A 17,635-nucleotide genomic window follows, 5' to 3' on the forward strand; every position below is an offset into this window, starting at 1 on the left:
ACGCAGGTTATGTGAAACGTTTGATAAACCGCTTGCATATGCAATTTGCCAAAAGCCTGTAACCAATCTTTTGACAAATTGCGATAAAAGCGCAGGGGAGAGAAAACAATGGCAAATAAAATATATCTGGTCAGGATGGGCCAGACCATGAAGGAAGGAACGATTGTACGCTGGTATAAATCGGACGGCGATTATGTGAAGCCTGGCGAAGATTTGTATGAAATAGAGTACGATAAAGCCTCGGCAAATGTGCAGAGCACCAAGGACGGGTACCTGCATATCGAGGTGGCTGAGGGAGAAACGGTTCCGGTTTCTACGGTAGTCGGTACGCTTCTTACCAAAGAAGAGCTGGAGGCCGGCGGGCAAAAGGACGCGCCTATACCGGCAAAGCAAGAGGCGGCGCCCGTAAAGAGCGCAGCGGCAAGGCAGGAAAAAATGAAGGCGTCTGTTCCAGTAAAACGTATGGCGCGTCAAATGGGGATCGACCTTGCGGATGTTGTCCCCGCAGGATCGGACGGCAGGATCACTGAGGAAGACCTGAAACGTTATCAGGCAGGTGAAGGCCGTGATACAACACAGCGGCAAACGGGCGGGCGTGTGAAGGCGTCTCCGCTCGCGAGGAAGGTTGCAGAGGAGCTTGGCGTGGACCTTGCGGATGTGAAGGCTTCAAAATCGTCCGGGCGCATTGTGCGCGAGGACGTGGAGCGTTACGCACAGGGATTGAAAAGTCGTGAAGCGGCAGCGGAGGAACACGGACAGGCTGTTTTTGCCGCGCAGGAAACGAAGGCGGACAGGCGCGAGCCGATGTCCGGCATGAGGAAGGCTATCGCGCGCAATATGGTGGACAGCTACTTTACATGTCCGGTCGTTACGTATTCGACAGACGTGGATATGTCTGAATTTATGAAGCTGCGCGCAGAACTGAACGAAGAATTCGCGGCACAGGGCGTTAAGGTCAGCGTGAACGATATGCTGATCAAAGCGGTAGCGAAAGCGCTTGAAGCAAAGCCTTATGTAAATGTAAGCCTCGAGGGTGAGGAAATCGTGTACCATTCGGATATCAACATCGGAATGGCCGTCGCAGTGGAAAACGGACTGCTCGTGCCGGTTGTAAATCATGCCGACAGGCTGTCCGTACCGCAGATTTCAGTGGAGGCAAAGCAGCTCATCGGCAAGGCGCAGGAAGGAAAGCTGACAGGCGCGGACATGGCTGGCGGCACATTTACCGTCACAAACCTTGGCGGTATGGGCATCGATATGTTTACGCCGATTATCAGTACGCCGCAGGGAGCGATACTCGGCGTAGGACGCGCCGTGGAAAAACCCGTCGTCATAAACGGCGAGATCACAGTGCGGCCAATGATGGTGTTGAGCCTGACGGCAGACCACCGGGTGATTGACGGCGCTCCGGCAGCGGAATTTTTAGAGGAACTCAAACGGTACATCACAAAGCCGTTCCTGCTGCTGCTTGGTTAAGGGGGAGGATTACGAATGGCAAAAACAGTTGTGATACAAAGAATGGGCCAGACGATGAAGGAAGGAACGCTGGTTAAGTGGCTCAGGAATAACGGCGACACAGTCAAAAAGGGAGAGCCGATTTACGACCTTGAGTATGATAAAGCGTCCGCCTCGGTAGAAAGCCCGGCAGACGGCATCCTCGAGATCATCGTAGAAGAAGGCGGTACGCATCCGGTAGGAACCGTTGTGGCGAAAATACGCAAGGCAGGCGAAGCGCCGCAGGAACCGGAAAAGCAGGAAAAAGCAAAAACGCCGGCAGTGAAGAACGGTAAATCCGGTGGGAAAACAGCGGATGTTATCGTGATCGGCGGCGGCCCGGGCGGGTACGTCGCAGCGATAAAGCTTGCGATGCTCGGCAAAAAAACAGTGCTCGTTGAAAAGGATACGGTGGGCGGCACCTGCCTGAACCGCGGCTGCATCCCCACAAAGGCTTTGCTGCACAGCGCGCAGGTGCTCAGTACGATCAAAAACAGCGCAGCAGCAGGGATTACAGTAGACGGATACAGGGTGGATACGGGAGCTGTGAACGAACGGAAAAATGGCGTGGTGAAAAAGCTTACGGGCGGCGTCGCGTTCCTGCTGAAAAGCAGGGGTGTGGAGGTGATCGCCGGCACGGCAAACTTTGCGGGAGAGAAGACTCTTCGCGTTACAGACGGCAAGGGAAATGTACAGGAAATCAGCGCTGAATCCATTGTAATCGCAAGCGGGAGCGAAAGCGCAAGAATACCAATCGATGGGATCGATGGAAAAAATGTGATCACAAGCACAGAGGCGCTGGACTTTACCAGCCTGCCAAAAAGCATGGTCATCATCGGCGGCGGAGTCATCGGGATGGAGATTGGCAGCGTATACGCGGAATTTGGAACAAAGGTAACGGTACTGGAAGCACTGCCGAATATCCTTGGCAATATGGACGGAGAGATTGCAGACGCGTTCCGCGCCATCGCAGGTAAGCGGATGGATATCCACACGCAGGCAAAGGTGACGAAGATCGAGGGCGACGCAAAGATGAAAAGTGTCAGCTTTGAGCAGGACCAAAAGATGCGGAGCGTATCTGCGGAAAAGGTGCTTGTGTGCGTAGGCAGGACGCCGGAAACACAGGCGCTTGGGCTGGAAAATGCCGGGATCGGCATGGAGCGCGGGCGGATTGTGACGGACGATAACTTTATGACAAATGTAAGCGGGGTATACGCGATTGGCGATGTAAATGGGAAGGTGCTGCTCGCACATGCGGCGAGCGCCCAGGGACTGCACGTTGCGCAGCATATCTGCGGAATGGATTCGGAGATAGCGCTTGACCTTGTGCCGGGCTGTATCTACACCAGCCCGGAGATCGCCTCAGTGGGAAAAACCGAGGAAGAACTGAAAAAGGGCGGCGTGGAATATACGGTTGGCAGGTTCCCGTTCAGCGCAAATGGAAAGGCGCTCGCAATGGACGAACCAGAGGGCTTTGTCAAGATACTTGCAGGCAAAAAGCATGGCGAAGTACTGGGTGCGCATATCATCGGGCCAAGGGCCACGGATATGATCGGCGAGCTCGCGCTTGCAATCAATATGGAATGCACCGCAGAAGAGATAACAAAGACGATCCACGCGCATCCCACGCTTTCAGAGGCAATTATGGAGGCCGCGGAGGACGTATCCGGTCACGCGGTACATAAGCCGNAAGGAAAAAGGCGAAAGAATTGACGAACCAGAACAAACGGGAGGTTAGAACAATATGGCAGATCAGTATGTGCTGAAAATGAATCATATATCCAAACGGTTCGGCGGGACGTATGCGCTAAAAGACGTCAGTATGAAATTTGAAAAGGGAAAAGTAAACGTGATCATGGGCGAGAACGGCGCAGGCAAATCGACTTTGATGCGGATTCTCGCCGGCGCGATCACCAAGGACGAGGGCACGATTGAGCTTGACGGAAAAGAGCTTAACGTAACAGGCCCTTCGGACGCGATCAAGGCCGGGATATCGATGATTTACCAGGAGTTGAACCTGGTTCCTTATATGAGCGTTGCAGAAAATGTTTTTGTGGGGCGGGAACTGGGCGATAAGGGCTTTGTGAATAAGAGGCAACAGGAGCGCGTCAGCAACGAGCTTTTGCGAAACATCGGGGTGGAAATCGATTCATCTATCCTGATCAAGGATCTCACGATCGCAAAGCAGCAGATGGTTGAAATTGCAAAATCAACGCTATCCGACTCCAAGGTGCTGATTATGGATGAGCCGACCTCTTCGCTTACAGAGCCTGAGGTAGAGCAGCTTTTTGCCTGCATCCGCGGACTGGTGCAAAAGGGCGTTACCATCATTTATATCTCGCATAGAATGGAAGAAATTTTTGAGATCGGTGACAACATCACTGTTTTAAGGGATGGAACGTATGTCGGGCAGTGGCCCATTGAAAAGCTCGATACCCAGACAGTAATCGAGCATATGGTGGGAAGGACGATTACAGAGATGTTCCCCAAAGAAGACGTAGAGCTTGGAGACGTTGTACTGGAGGTGAAGGACCTTTGCAAAAAAGGACAGTTTGAAAACCTCAATTTCAAGCTGCGCAAAGGAGAAATACTCGGATTTTCAGGACTTGTCGGCGCAGGGCGTACAGAAATGGCAAATGTGCTTTTTGGCAAGGAGCGTCCGGACAGCGGGGAGATCATACTCAATGGAAAAAGCATTTCAATCAAATCCCCAAGCGATGCACTCGACCGGCACATGGGGTATGTGCCGGAGGACAGAAAACAATATGGCCTCAACCTTGCAGGGTCCATCAAAGACAATATTGCGGTGACGCAATGGGACAGCATCTCTAAAATGGGCTTTGTCAATAAAAAGGAAGAAAATGAGCTGGGAGCGGCTATGGTTGAAAAACTGGGCATCAAGATCGGTTCGCCCAACCATCCGGCAAGCAGTCTTTCAGGAGGCAATCAGCAAAAGATTGTGCTTGCCAAATGGGTGTCGCACGATCTCGATATCCTGATTCTCGACGAGCCGACCAGAGGCGTTGACGTAGGAGCAAAGGCAGAAATTCATAAAATTGTTGTGGAATTTGCCAAAAAGGGTGTTGGAATTATACTGATATCCTCAGAGCTTCCGGAGGTGATGGGCATGAGCGACCGTATTATCGTCATGCACGAAGGAAAGATCACAGGAGTTGTTTCGAGAGAAGAAGCAACGCAGCCGCTCATTATGTCATATGCGCACGGCGCGTAAAGCAGCAGAAACGATTGGAGGAAAATTTTATGAATAAAACAATGAATTCGGGCGAGATGCTCGGAAAGCAAAGCATTGGAAAAAAGATCACTTCTTTCCCGCAGTTCGGAATACTGGTTGTATTTATCGGACTGATCATAATTCTTTGCATCGCGTCGCCCGCATCCTTTATGACAGGAGATAATTTTATCAGCGTATTGCGGCAGGCCGCTGCACAAATGGTTGTGGCAATTGGAATGACATTTGTACTGATACTCGGCGGGATTGACCTTTCCGTAGGCTCTGTCGCAAACCTATGTGGCACGCTTTCCGCAGGTTTTATCGCCAAAGCGGGCATGGACATGGGGTTATCGATCGTGCTTGCGCTGCTCATAGGCCTCGGGCTTGGTATCGTAAACGGAATTGTGATCGCGAAGCTCAAAATACAGCCATTTATCACAACGCTTGCCATGATGAGCACGGCAAAAGGGATTTCGCTTCTGTATTCCGGCGGGCTCCCAATTTCAGGGCTTCCGGTGGAATATATGAACATAGGCCGCGGTTATGTGGGCGTCGTGCCGATCTCAGTTATCATTATGATCGCAGTGATCGCGATTGCATGGATCGTGCTAGCAAAAACGAAATTTGGGCGCAGGGTTTACGCTGCGGGCGGTAACGAAGAATGCGCACGTCTTTCCGGCATCAAAGTAGACCGTGTGAAAATACAGGTATACGCGATCTGTGCGCTGACAGCAGCACTGACAGGTATCATTTACACCGCGCGGCTTGCATCAAGCCAGCCTACTATGGCGGATGGCCTTGAGCTCGACGCAATTTCTGCGGTATGCCTTGGAGGAACAAGCCTTTCCGGCGGACGCGGATACATCCTTGGCACGATACTGGGCGCATTGTTCCTTACGTTTCTCACCAACGGGCTTAACATTGTGGGCGTGTCCTCTTACTGGCAGCAGATTCTGAAGGGCGTTATCCTGGTGGTGGCGGTCGTGCTGTATTCCAAGACGGCAAAGAATAATTCTTAAAGAAAATCATAACAAATTTTATAAAAGTTTCGGTAACAACTATCGAAAAACAAAAAACAAGGAGGAAAAGAAATGAAAAAAACAGTATTGATTGTGGTGTGTGTGATGCTTGCCGCAGCTCTGGTATTTTCCGGTTGTGCGGAAAACCAGCAGGGCGCCGCTTCCGCATCACAGCCTGGGGAAGCCGCCACGGAAGCTTCTGTAGACGCATCGCCAGATGCAGGGGAAACAACGGCGGCAGGCGGCAGCTATAAGATTGGCGTGAGCCTGATGGACTACAACATGCAGTTTTTCCAGGACATGCTGGCTGCAATGAAGGCAAAGGCCGCGGAGCTTGGCGTAGAGCTTGTAGACTTCGATTCACAGCAGGACGCTGCAAAACAGCTTAACGACGTTCAGGACATGGTAAATGCGCTGAAGGTGGATGCGATTATACTGAATCCGGTTGATTCGGCTTCCATTGCTCCGGCAGTACTTGACGCAAACGACGCAAAAATTCCCGTATTCACGGTAGACGTTGCGGCGGAAGGCGGCGAGGTTGTATCGCATATCGCTTCAAGCAACGTTGAAATCGGTAAGAAAAACGCAGAAGAAGCGGTAAACTTCCTGAAAGAGAAGAATGGCGATGTAAAAGGCAAGGTTATTGTCGTAACATACGACCAGATTACGTCCATGAGGGACAGGAAGACAGGATGGACTGAAATTATGAGCCAGTATCCTGACGTGGAAATTATTGAAAAATCGCCGATTTCCATCACCTCTGAGGATACGATGACGTTGCTGGAAGACTCGCTTACTACTTACCCCGCAGGCGAGATCGACCTGATCTGTCCGCTCAACAGCTCGAGTACGCTCGGCGTTATGGCGGCTGTGGAAACGGCAAACCGTGGCGGCGACCTCAAGATTATGGGCGTTGACGAGGACGAAGATATTATCGCGGCGATCAAAAAGGACGATGCGTTCGTAATCGGCACGGTTGTCCAGCAGCCGGTGCTGATTGGTACTACGGCTGTCCAGGCGGCATATGATTACCTGCAGGGAAAGACAGATATGGAAGCCAGCATCGCGACGGACGTTATGCTGGTTACCAAAGCTACCATGGCCGATTATGAAGACACTGTGAAAAAATCCACGGAATATATCGCGGATTACAAGTAAAGTATAATAAAAAACGGGTAAACAAAATCAATATCTAAAGTATAAAAACTCCGGCTTTTGCCGGAGTTTTTATTTGGGTAAAAAAGGAGCTGATATCACAAAAAAGTCAAAGACGAATCTTCTGAAGACGTGGCAGTCCGCGTTTTTTAAGGTGAGGAATCAGAAGGTTTAAAAAAACAGCGCAAGATTACCGCGTTTTTTTCGCAAGATAATGAAGGAAAAAAAGGCCGCTTTTTTGTAGGATAAAGACAGGAAAGAAAAAAACGGTTCACATAACAGAATTACGGACTTCGGTCCGATTGAAAAGAATCAGTCATCATGAAGGAAAGGAGCTGGAATGACATGACAAAGCTTGTATCGTTAAGCGCTCGCAAACAAATGGATATCACGCCGGACCACGTACTCGTGCCCGGCACACCGGCATACGAACGGGGGCAAAAGCTGAGGCATCAGGTAATCAGCGCGAAAAACTACCTGTGCATCGAACGCGCAAGGCTCGTAACGCAGGTATATAAGGAATATGAAGGAGAAAACATTTTTTCCGTACGCGCGAAAGCGTTTGAAAAGCTGATGAAGGAAATGACGATCTATATTCTGGGGCATGAGTTGATCGTTGGTCATCAGGCAGAAAAACAGCGTAGTGCACCGGTGTTTCCGGAATATGCCGTAGAGTGGATCAGGGAAGAGATCGATATTTTCGAAACGCGGGGACAGGATAAATTTATTGTGCCGCCGGAGGTCCGCCGGGAATTTATGGAAGAAATTTATCCTTTCTGGAAGGGAAAAACCTTTTCAGACAGGGTTATTTCTGAAATGCCGGAGGATGTGAAGCTGCTGAGGAAGGATGCGGTGCTTTACAGCACGGGCGTCCATGAAGAAGGCGGTCTCGGCCATGTGCTGCACGATTACAAGGTCGTGATCGAGCAGGGCCTTAATGGTGTGAAAGAGCGCGTCAATTCGGAAATCGAAAAAATAAACGGCACGGAGCCGGATGCAATCGATAAGCTGCACTTTTACCATGCGTGCATCAGTATGTGCGATTCGGTTATTGCATACGCACAGCGCTACAGCCGCCTTGCAATGGAAATGGCAAAACAGGAAAAGGATGCGCAGCGCAAAAAAGAATTGATGGAGATATCGCGTATTTGTGCGCGGGTGCCGGAGTATCCTGCCGAGTCCTTTTACGAAGGGCTTCAGGCGGTCTGGTTTTTGCAGCTTGTCGTCCAGATTTATGACAATGCCGTTTCGATTACGCCGGGACGGTTTGACCAGTTTATGTATCCGCTGTATGAGAAGGATATTATAGAAGGCATGATGGATAAGGTGCGCGCGCAGGAGCTTTTGGAAGCGTTCTGGATTAAATTTTCAGAACCGCTCAAAATTTACCGCGCGGCGGACGCGGCGTCTCACGCAGGCTTTCCAATGGGGCAAAATCTTGTGGTGGGAGGACTCGGAAGGGACGGCAAGGACGCGACAAACGACCTGAGCTTCCGCTGCCTTGAAGCGCACAGCCATATGCTGTTAAACCAGCCCAATTTTTCCGTTCGCGTGCACAACCAGTCCCCGCATACGCTTCTGTTGAAAACCGCAGAAGCAATGAAGCTTGGAAACGGTATGCCACAGCTTGCAAACGACGAGGTATATATTCCGGCGCTGATGAATGTGGGGGTGGAGCTGCACGAAGCGAGGGACTACGCGCCCGTGGGCTGCATCGAATGTTCGCCGCTCAATACATTCGGAAGGCTGAACGGAGGATACTTTAACCTCGCGAAGGTTTTTGAGCTTACCATATCGAACGGTATGTGCAATATCTGCAAAAAGCAGGTATCCGTTAAAACGGGCGCCCCGGAAAGCTTTCGGACATTTGAAGAATTCCTGGAGGCCTTTGACAGGCAGATGGAATATTGTGTGAACAACAATATCAAGTGGAATAATTACCTGGATTCTGTGAGCAAGGACAAGATGCCAGTACCGCTCACCTCCATACTGGTTGGCGATTGCATCGAAAATGGGAAGGACGTCACATGGGGCGGTATGCGCTACAACTGGTCGGCGCCCTATGGAATTGGCATTGCAAACGTAGGAAATTCCCTGATGGGAGTAAAAAAAGCTGTGTTTGAGGACAAGGTCTGCACGATGCAGGAAATGGCACAGGCCCTGGAAACCGATTTTGAAGGAAGGGAAGACCTGCGTCAATATTTGATCAACAAGGTACCGCATTATGGAAACGATATTCCAGAGGTGGACGAGCTTGCAAAGTTTGCCACGGACAGCTTTTTTGACAAGCTGGAAGACCATAAAACCTATTATGGCGGGAAGTTTATCGGATCGCTGGTGCCGGTTTCCTCATTTGTAGCCTTTGGGCTGGAAACGGGCGCGACTGCGGACGGAAGGCACGCGAAGGATCCGCTTGCGGATGGGATTTCGCCGGCGAATGGAACGGATCTTCATGGGCCGACTGCCGTGCTGAATTCCGTATGCGTGCTTGACCACCTGCGTGCGCCCAACGGCGTAATCTTTAATATGCGGCTGGATAAAGGACCGCTCGAAACACCTGACGGAATGGAAAAAATGATAGGTCTGATCAGGACATATATCGAGATGGGCGGCGGCCACATCCAGTTTAATATCGTCTCAGGGGATATGCTGCGCGAGGCGCAGAAAAATCCGGAGAAATACAAGGGGCTGGTGGTGCGTGTCGCAGGCTACAGCGCATTTTTCAACGAACTGTCGCATGAAGTGCAGGATGGCATCATCGGAAGGACCGAACATAAAATCAGCTAACGGGAATAGTGCTTATGCCCTGCATTCTTCCCGGGGAACGGCCCCGGGAAGGGTGTGCGGCGAATGGTAAGCGATGAGAAGTAATGCTATGAAGCAGGGAACTATTTTTAACATACAACGCTACAGCCTCCATGATGGCCCTGGCATCAGGACGATCATTTTTCTGAAAGGCTGCCCTCTGAAGTGCGCATGGTGCTCAAATCCGGAATCACAGCCGCTGCGAAAGCAGGTGGTATTCAAACCGGATTTGTGCATCGGATGCGGCAAATGCTTTTCCTCGTGTCCAACCGGGGAACGGGGACGCGAGCCTTTTACGATATGCGATATCGCGTGCGGGAAATGTGTAAACATATGTCCCACGGAGGCCCTCGAGATGATCGGCGAAAAGGTAAGCGTAGAGCAGGTCATGCGCGAGGTGGAGAAAGACAGGAGCTTTTACCGTAAGTCCGGAGGGGGAATGACGCTTTCAGGCGGGGAACCGCTGATGCAGGGTGAGTTTGCTTTGGAGCTTATCCGCGCGGCAAAAAAAAGTGGGATTGATACGGCGATTGAAACGACGGGATATGCAAAATGGGAAGCGGCGGAGGAAATTTTTGGCGAGGTGGATCATATCCTTTATGATTTGAAGCATATGGACGACGGGCTGCACAAAAAATATACGGGAGTATCCAACCGCCTGATCCTCGAAAACCTGAAAAAGGTCGCGGCAAAGAGGAGCGATGCGCTTATCACACGCATACCGATCATTGGAATGGTCAATGCGGACGAACAAAACATGAAACGCTCGGCAGAGTTTTTGCAGGAGGCAGGCGTAAGGGAAGTGCATCTCCTGCCATATCACAAATACGGGGAAGGAAAATACCACAAGCTATACCGTGATTACGAGCTTCAGGCAATCACACCGGAGGACGCGCAAATTGACAGCATCATAGAGTTGATGCGGGAATATGGGATTTCTGCCAAAAAAAGCGGATGACCTAATTTAATCCAACGGGAAATATATTTATGGTAAAATAACATTGTAAAACGTATTAATTTTTAGTTTTTCGTCACGGCAGGGGCGCTCACTTCCCGCTGATATCGAAAAATTCAACCGTAATTCTGTAAACAACTGAATAGGATAGATGGGAACACACTTTTTTGCATAGCGTCCGTACCGGAATGCAAATTGCGTGCGGATGGTTTTATGCCTGGATTTTATTTGACGAGGGGATAAGATGGCCAATATAGTAAAAGATAAAAAATACGAATTGGTACAGCTCACGAGTGGCCTTGACGTTAAGGTGCACGTATCCCGCCTGATCAGCATGAACAAATCTAGATTTCACTGGCATAAGGAAATGGAGTTTCTGCTGGTTTTGGACGGCCCGGTGATCGTACATACAGAGGAAAAAAGCTTTACCCTGCAAACGGACGATATTTTTATCATCAATGCAAACGAGCTGCATTGTGTCCAGAAAACAAAAGCGGTCAACGAGGTTATGGTGATGCAAATACCAAGGAGCTTTTGCAAGGTGTATTATCCGGAGATGCTTTCCTATAAGTTTTTGGATCGAAATATCGCGGCGGATGAAATGTCAAACCTGTACACCACATTGTATGGGTTTCTGGTGCGGATCATGACGAGCCTTCACCACAAAAAAGAGGGGTTCAGGCTGGAGGTGGTGGGGCTGTTAAACCTGCTGTTCCATACGTTGCTTACAAACACAAAATATGAAAAAATCAGCGAGGAGAAGAGGCTTTCCAACGACAGGAACCTCAAACGCATCAACCGGATTATCACGACTATCCAGGAAAACTTTATTTACAAGCTCTCGCTCGCGGACCTTGCCGTACAGGAAGGGCTGGACATGTATTATTTGTCCCACTTCATCAAAAAATACCTGGGGCTTTCCTTCCAGCAATACGTCAACCGCCTGCGGCTTGATAAGGCTGTCGAGCTGCTTTTAAAAACGGATAAGAAGAAGATTGATATTTGTATGGAAAGCGGTTTTTCGGATTACAGGTACCTGTGCAAGGCGTTTTCTGAAGAGTATAAATGTACGCCCACGCAGTTTCGTGAACGGTATCAGGGAGAGATCGGCCCGCAAAACGATATTGACATGACAAACGACCAATATATCATCATGGGAGATGAAAAATCATTTGAACGGTTTTTCGAATATTTGCAGGAAAAGCAGCTATATCAGCAGGTGAAGCTATATTTATAGCAAAACCGGAACCGACTGAACAGAATAAGGAGAGAAACAAAGATGAGAAATGGAATTTGTGTTGCGGGAAATGCGATTTTGGATATTCTTTATCCGATCGAATGCTACCCTGGGAAAAGCGAGTTGACGACCATTACGGAGGGGATTACAAGGGCCACGGGCGGCGCGCTGTGCAATGTGGCGATGGACCTTGCAAGCCTTGATCCGTCGCTTGAGCTTAGTGCTGTTGGCATCATTGGCGACGACGCGGACGGGGACTTCATCGAGCAACAGCTTGAGCAGTATGAGAATATTTCGCTTTCGGGGCTCAAACGCGAGGGAAGGACTTCGTTTACAATCGTGATGTGTGAAAATACGACAAAGCATAGAACCTTCTTTCAATACCGCGGCGCAAACGCCCAGCTTTGTGAAGCGGATTTTGACTGGGACAAAATAGACGCAAAAATATTGCACATTGGATACATCCTGCTGCTTGACGCGCTCGATCAGGAAGACGCCCAATATGGGACCAAAATGGCGCGCTTGCTGCGCGAGGCAAAGCAGCATGGAATTAAAACGTCAATCGACGTTGTCAGCGAGATGGGAAACCGTTTTGAAAAGCTGGTTCCGCCCTCGCTCAAATATACGGATTATTGCGTGATCAACGAGCTTGAGGCGCAGCAGGCAACGGGAGTTTTGCTGCGCGGCGACGATGGAATCCTGCAAAAGGAAAACATCAAAAGAGCGTTAGAAGAGCTTTTTCGTATGGGAGTTTCCACCTGGGCGGTGATCCATGCGCCTGAAGGAGGATACGGAATGGATGAAAAGGGGAACTATGTGGAAAAGAGGAGCCTTAGCCTGCCGGATGGATATATCAAGGGGACGGTTGGCGCGGGGGATGCGTTTTGCTCGGGCGTGCTGATCGGTGCCTATCAGGAAAAACAACTTGAAGAAGCGATTGTGATGGGGATTGCTTCGGCGGCCTGTTCTCTGTCGCAGGAAGGTTCCACACAAGGCATGCGCAGCGTGGGCGAAGCGTTAAAGCTCTATGAAGAATTATCCGGAAATACAAAACAGTGAAGAGCTCTTCTTTTGGATGAACTGACAAACGGAAGAGATAATACGAATCATCGTAAGCAAAATTCAAAACTGCCAGCTTTGCTGCTGGCGGTTTTTTTGTATCCGAGGCCCCTGCCACTTCTCAAAGTTGAATATAAATAAAAAACTCGAACGTCTTAAAAATGTTCGAGTTTCAAATGCAATGGTGACCCCACCGGGAATCGAACCCGGGTTTCAGCCGTGAGAGGGCTACGTCTTGACCGCTTGACCATGGGGCCGTCTAAATCAGATAGCAATAATAATTGTAGTGGATTCCGGGACTTTTGTCAATAACGAAATCGTCTGTCGAGCATAAAACATGCCGCCTTATTTTACTAGGCGGCATGTTTGTTATTTTTAATATTTGGTAAGATACTGTTCGCGTTCCCACTCGTGAACGTGCTGGGAATAATCGGCCCATTCCTTTTTCTTGCCTTTGAGGTATTTTTCGTAGGCGCCGCCCAAAACTTCGCGCATCAGCGGATCCTCTTTAAAATCATTGATCGCGTCAAACATGTTCTGCGGCACGCGCTTGATTTTGTGCATGGTCTTTTCTTCATCCGTCAGTGTATAAATATTTTTATTCACGGGCGGTGGAGGCGTCAGGCTGTGTTCGATGCCTTCAAGGCCTGCTGCAAGAGCGCCCGCAAATGCAAGGTACGGATTTGCGGTAGGATCGGGATTGCGCATTTCAATACGCGTAGCCGAGCCGCGGGCAAATGGTACGCGCACAAGAGGACTTCTGTTTTTGGCAGACCATGCGATATAGCAGGGCGCCTCAAAGCCCGGAACAAGGCGTTTATAGGAATTGATCGTCGGATTCGTAAGCAAAGACAACCCGCGCGCGTGCTTTAAGATGCCGGCCATAAAGCCATAAGCCTGCCGCGACAGCCCAAGCTCATCCGCTTTGCTGGTAAAGGCGTTTCCTGTAGCTGTGCACAATGACATATTGATGTGCATTCCGCTGCCCGCAATTCCAAAAATCGGTTTGGGCATAAAGGTAGCGTGTAAATCGTGCATCTGCGCAATGCGCTTGACCACGATTTTGAAGGTCATTACGTCGTCTGCCATCCTGAGCGCGTCGCCGTATTTAAAATCGATCTCATGCTGACCTGCCGCGCATTCGTGATGGGACGCTTCGATTTCAAAACCCATCTCTTCGAGTGCAAGGCAAATATCACGACGGGCGCCCCCGCCCATATCGAGCGGTGCAAGGTCAAAATATCCTGCGTCGTCATTTGTCTCGATTGTAGCTTTGCCATTCGCGTCCTTGTGAAACATGAAGAACTCGCATTCCGGGCCGATATTAAGCGTATAGCCGAGTTCCTTAGCGCGTTTCAGCTGTTTTTTGAGGATGTGCCTCGGGCAGCCTTCATACGGCGTGCCGTCCGGCATATATACATCGCAGATAAACCGGGCAGTGCGTCCCTTGGGGTTTGACCAGGGGAAGATTTCAAATGTATCCAGATCGGGAACCAGCATCATGTCGGATTCCTCAATGCGCGCAAATCCGTCGATAGACGAGCCGTCAAACATACATCCTTTTTCAATAATTGTGTCAAGCTTGGAAGCCATGACCGTTATATTTTTTAAAATGCCGAAAACATCGGTGAATTGTAACCGTAAAAATTTAATATCGTTTTCGTCAATCAATTTGTGAAGCTGTGCCTTGGTATATTTTGGCATTCTGTTCTCCTCCATATTTGCTAATATACCTATTATATATGATATCAGCGGGAATAGGCAACTATTATTGCAGTTTATGAACTTCCTGCGCAAACGGTATTTTTCCAAATCACTATCCCTGAGACCTTCTCCGATCCCTTCGGACTAAGCCGCCTTGCGCAACGCACATGGTTATATCTGTACGATGCGCTGGGTTTGATTTATTGACTATAAAAAGACCGCCCGTTGTTTCAGGCGGCCTTCAAAATTTTTATTGTCCGTTATTGGTTTCTTCCGTTCCATCTGCAAACGTTGTGACAACGTCGTGCTCGGACGGATGGATTTCAATCCATGTATTGCCTGGCGTAAAGGTTACTTCTTCGCCGCTGTCCAGCCGATAGGTTGTTTTATCGGTATAGCTTGGACGCTCCCACGTTCCGGTAAGGTGTTTGCCGTGGATTACGTATTCCGCTTTTCCACTGCCCTCAAGCGTAACGATTTTGCGCGAGCCCTCGCTCGAACCGGTGTCCTTGATGCCGTCCACATACTGGATTACAAGATTCTGGACTTCTACAGGAGCTTCCGTAACTGCGTCTTCAAATTCTTTTCCGTTCATGGAGCGAATCAGTTTGTCTTTATCCTTATCGTATTCATAGGATACGAATCCCGGGCTCTTATAGAAAGAAAGCTCGATTTTTTCAATCTCCGGCTCATCGGCATAATCCTTGAGCGGATAGAACGTAAAGGACTGCAGCGGCTCAGGCGTGTAATCATACAGCTCGAGTGCTTTCATCAGGTCAACGCCTGCATATGCCGATACGGGCGATCCCTTTTTCAGGGCGAAAAAGAGTTCCGTATGCGTGGCATGCTTGCCTGCTCCGTTGATGCGCTGTTTGATGTGATCGCTGCTTTCGCCCCAGATGTTTGTCTCGGAAACGCCTGTTGAATCAGGTCCGCCGTTATGTACGAAAAGGGCATCCCATTCCTGCTGGATGCGCTGGTGATAGTAGCGCGTGGAGCGGACCGGCCCGACCGTAAATTCGTCAGGAGCGTCTTCGCCGTTGATTGCGTCGTTGTAAAGCGCGGTGAGACGTACGTCGCTGGCCTCCACAGGGGTTTCATAAACGACGTCCGCAGCCTGAATATTCGTTTGCGGACGGGCCTTTGCCGACTCATTGTCAATCTGCACGATAATCGGCTTATATGTCGTATTCCCCGTAAGCCCTGTAGTGGGCGACACATCCGTGGGGATTGCATCCGGCGTTTCTGTTGCCGGCGCAGCCGACGGTTCCTGAGTCTCTGTTGTAATGGTCGTTGGAGCGGCAGACGGTTCTTCTGCGGGCTTGGAGCAAGCCGTAAATACACCGCAGACCATGAGCGCTGCCAATAAAACTGTCAGTATCTTCTTCATAAATAACAAACCTTCCTTATTTTACTAAGTTTGTATATTATAACATCATATTTACGATTTATAAACATTTCTGTAAAATTTAAGATTGTTTTATTTCGCGACAGGGTATTATATTTGTCAGTAGTTTGCGCTTTTTCTTGAAGTGAAGCGATATTTGTGGTATCTTATAGGAAACCATGGGAGGCTTGCTGTTATGGCAAAAAAGAAAAAAACGTTTCGCTTTAACAGAATAAAGATTTTTGTGTTAATTGGCGTTCTGGTGTATGCCAGTTTAACGTTTTTTAATCAGCAGACGATTCTTGCGTCCCAGATATCACGGCAGGAAGAGCTTAACGCAAAGCAGGAAGAGCTCGAAAAGGAAATTGATTATTACAAAAACGAGTTGGATTATATCGGCTCTGATGAATATATCGAAAAGCAGGCGCGTGAACGCCTTGGCTGGCTAAAGCCCGGCGACAAAAAATATGTGGAGCAGGAAAACAGCAGCCCGTCGTCTGATCCGCAGGCCAGTGACGAGCCATCTGCCGGTGAATGAAATATATTTATTTTTTAGTTGACATGAGGCAGGTGTCGTTATATAATATTACTTGGTCGCTGTTGGAGACCATAGAATACTATACGTCGCGGGGTAGAGCAGTTTGGTAGCTCGTCGGGCTCATAACCCGGAGGTCGCAGGTTCAAATCCTGTCCCCGCAACCATTACTGCAAAAGGTTTTCGGAAAAATCCGAGAGCCTTTTTATTTTTGTGATAGTTTCTGTGCAAAGAAACATGAAGTTATGAATAATTGATTAAATAAACAAATACTCATAAGATACTTTAAGTATTTCTTTTATCGCTTTGATTTCACAAGTATAAATATGCCGTTGTTCCTGCTTCGATTTTTGCAACTGCGCTTCTGGTCAGGTCACAGCCTTTTGTCTGCAACCGAGCTGACAAATCTTCCTGTGCCGTGTTTGCCCGTATACGAAATTTCGCTATCTGTTTACCAATTATGTTATCGTAATTATAATCTGCCCTACATAAGGGAGGAAAGCATTGATGGTAAATAATATTAATATGGTAAATAATATTAATAAGGAAACGACTATATAGTTTGTTTGCGGTTATGAGATTTTGATATCCCCAATCTGTGAAAGCAGCCTTTATTGAGCAAAGAAGTCTGAATTAGGGCTGTAAAACATATTGGCTTTTCAAACAAAAAATGAATCACTGTAATAGCAAATTCATCATGAATTACGACCTTTGAAATATGACCGCGCAAATCCACTTTCCAGAACCGGAAAATAACAGGATATGCTTCAAAATGCTGAAATAGCCGCACTGATCTGATTTTAGAGAAGGTTCTTTCAGGGCCGTTTCCTACTGAAAAAAATCGGGGTGTTCTTTATGACAAAACAATGCGAAAATAAAAAGCGCAAAATCAGCAAATGTGTATCTATTAAAATAGCAAAAGTGTCTATATGGATTACAGGAAATTAAGATATCATCAGATTAATGAAACCGGGTATTGATTTTACAAAAGGAAAAAGTACCCGTCACGCTTTTCAAAATAAAACAACAGAAACAATACAATAGGACAAGATC

Annotated in this window: 12 protein-coding genes and 2 tRNA genes; 11 read left to right on the plus strand and 3 right to left on the minus strand. The window is 48.7% G+C overall.

The window, feature by feature from the left end:
• Nucleotides 1-108: 108 nt before the first annotated feature.
• The 9 genes from CHK_RS10865 (at nucleotide 109) to CHK_RS10905 (ending at nucleotide 12,956) form a co-directional block, all read left to right on the plus strand.
• Nucleotides 109-1,476, plus strand: a complete 1,368-nt coding sequence (locus CHK_RS10865) for a 2-oxo acid dehydrogenase subunit E2 (RefSeq protein WP_046444070.1) — start codon at nucleotides 109-111, stop codon at nucleotides 1,474-1,476.
• Between the two features lie 42 nt (nucleotides 1,477-1,518).
• The gene (lpdA, locus tag CHK_RS10870; RefSeq protein ID WP_461949957.1) at nucleotides 1,519-3,207 is read left to right on the plus strand and encodes a dihydrolipoyl dehydrogenase; all 1,689 of its coding nucleotides are present in this window, start codon (nucleotides 1,519-1,521) and stop codon (nucleotides 3,205-3,207) included.
• A gap of 31 nt (nucleotides 3,208-3,238) precedes the next feature.
• Complete coding sequence (locus CHK_RS10875; protein ID WP_046444072.1) at nucleotides 3,239-4,726, plus strand: sugar ABC transporter ATP-binding protein; 1,488 nt, start codon at nucleotides 3,239-3,241, stop codon at nucleotides 4,724-4,726.
• Nucleotides 4,727-4,755: 29 nt separating this feature from the next.
• Nucleotides 4,756-5,745 carry an ABC transporter permease gene (locus CHK_RS10880; RefSeq protein ID WP_046444073.1) on the plus strand — a complete coding sequence of 330 codons (990 nt, stop codon included), beginning with the start codon at nucleotides 4,756-4,758 and terminating at the stop codon, nucleotides 5,743-5,745.
• A 72-nt stretch (nucleotides 5,746-5,817) separates the two neighbouring features.
• Nucleotides 5,818-6,903 carry a sugar ABC transporter substrate-binding protein gene (locus CHK_RS10885; protein ID WP_046444074.1) on the plus strand — a complete coding sequence of 362 codons (1,086 nt, stop codon included), beginning with the start codon at nucleotides 5,818-5,820 and terminating at the stop codon, nucleotides 6,901-6,903.
• Between the two features lie 342 nt (nucleotides 6,904-7,245).
• The gene (locus CHK_RS10890; protein WP_052740534.1) at nucleotides 7,246-9,687 is read left to right on the plus strand and encodes a glycyl radical protein; all 2,442 of its coding nucleotides are present in this window, start codon (nucleotides 7,246-7,248) and stop codon (nucleotides 9,685-9,687) included.
• Between the two features lie 88 nt (nucleotides 9,688-9,775).
• The gene (locus CHK_RS10895; RefSeq protein ID WP_052740535.1) at nucleotides 9,776-10,663 is read left to right on the plus strand and encodes a glycyl-radical enzyme activating protein; all 888 of its coding nucleotides are present in this window, start codon (nucleotides 9,776-9,778) and stop codon (nucleotides 10,661-10,663) included.
• 241 nt (nucleotides 10,664-10,904) lie between these two features.
• Nucleotides 10,905-11,897 carry an AraC family transcriptional regulator gene (locus CHK_RS10900; RefSeq protein WP_046444076.1) on the plus strand — a complete coding sequence of 331 codons (993 nt, stop codon included), beginning with the start codon at nucleotides 10,905-10,907 and terminating at the stop codon, nucleotides 11,895-11,897.
• A 42-nt stretch (nucleotides 11,898-11,939) separates the two neighbouring features.
• Nucleotides 11,940-12,956: a carbohydrate kinase family protein gene (locus CHK_RS10905; RefSeq protein ID WP_046444077.1), complete on the plus strand. Its 1,017-nt coding sequence runs from the start codon at nucleotides 11,940-11,942 to the stop codon at nucleotides 12,954-12,956.
• Between the two features lie 182 nt (nucleotides 12,957-13,138).
• Here CHK_RS10905 and CHK_RS10910 read toward each other — a convergent pair.
• The 3 genes from CHK_RS10910 to CHK_RS10920 all read right to left on the minus strand — a co-directional run bounded on the left by CHK_RS10910 (nucleotide 13,139) and on the right by CHK_RS10920 (nucleotide 16,050).
• Nucleotides 13,139-13,213, minus strand: a tRNA-Glu gene (locus CHK_RS10910).
• Nucleotides 13,214-13,331: 118 nt separating this feature from the next.
• A complete protein-coding gene (gene glnA / locus CHK_RS10915; RefSeq protein ID WP_046444078.1) occupies nucleotides 13,332-14,660 on the minus strand; it encodes a type I glutamate--ammonia ligase in 1,329 nt (442 codons plus the stop codon).
• A 250-nt stretch (nucleotides 14,661-14,910) separates the two neighbouring features.
• Nucleotides 14,911-16,050: a DUF3048 domain-containing protein gene (locus tag CHK_RS10920; RefSeq protein ID WP_046444079.1), complete on the minus strand. Its 1,140-nt coding sequence runs from the start codon at nucleotides 16,048-16,050 to the stop codon at nucleotides 14,911-14,913.
• 193 nt (nucleotides 16,051-16,243) lie between these two features.
• Between CHK_RS10920 and CHK_RS10925 the strand changes: the two genes are divergently transcribed.
• A complete protein-coding gene (locus CHK_RS10925) occupies nucleotides 16,244-16,585 on the plus strand; it encodes an FtsB family cell division protein (RefSeq protein WP_052740536.1) in 342 nt (113 codons plus the stop codon).
• A gap of 87 nt (nucleotides 16,586-16,672) precedes the next feature.
• Nucleotides 16,673-16,749, plus strand: a tRNA-Met gene (locus CHK_RS10930).
• Nucleotides 16,750-17,635 lie beyond the last annotated feature (886 nt).

The sequence above is a fragment of the Christensenella hongkongensis genome (assembly GCF_000981035.1).
GTDB lineage: Bacteria > Bacillota > Clostridia > Christensenellales > Christensenellaceae > Christensenella > Christensenella hongkongensis.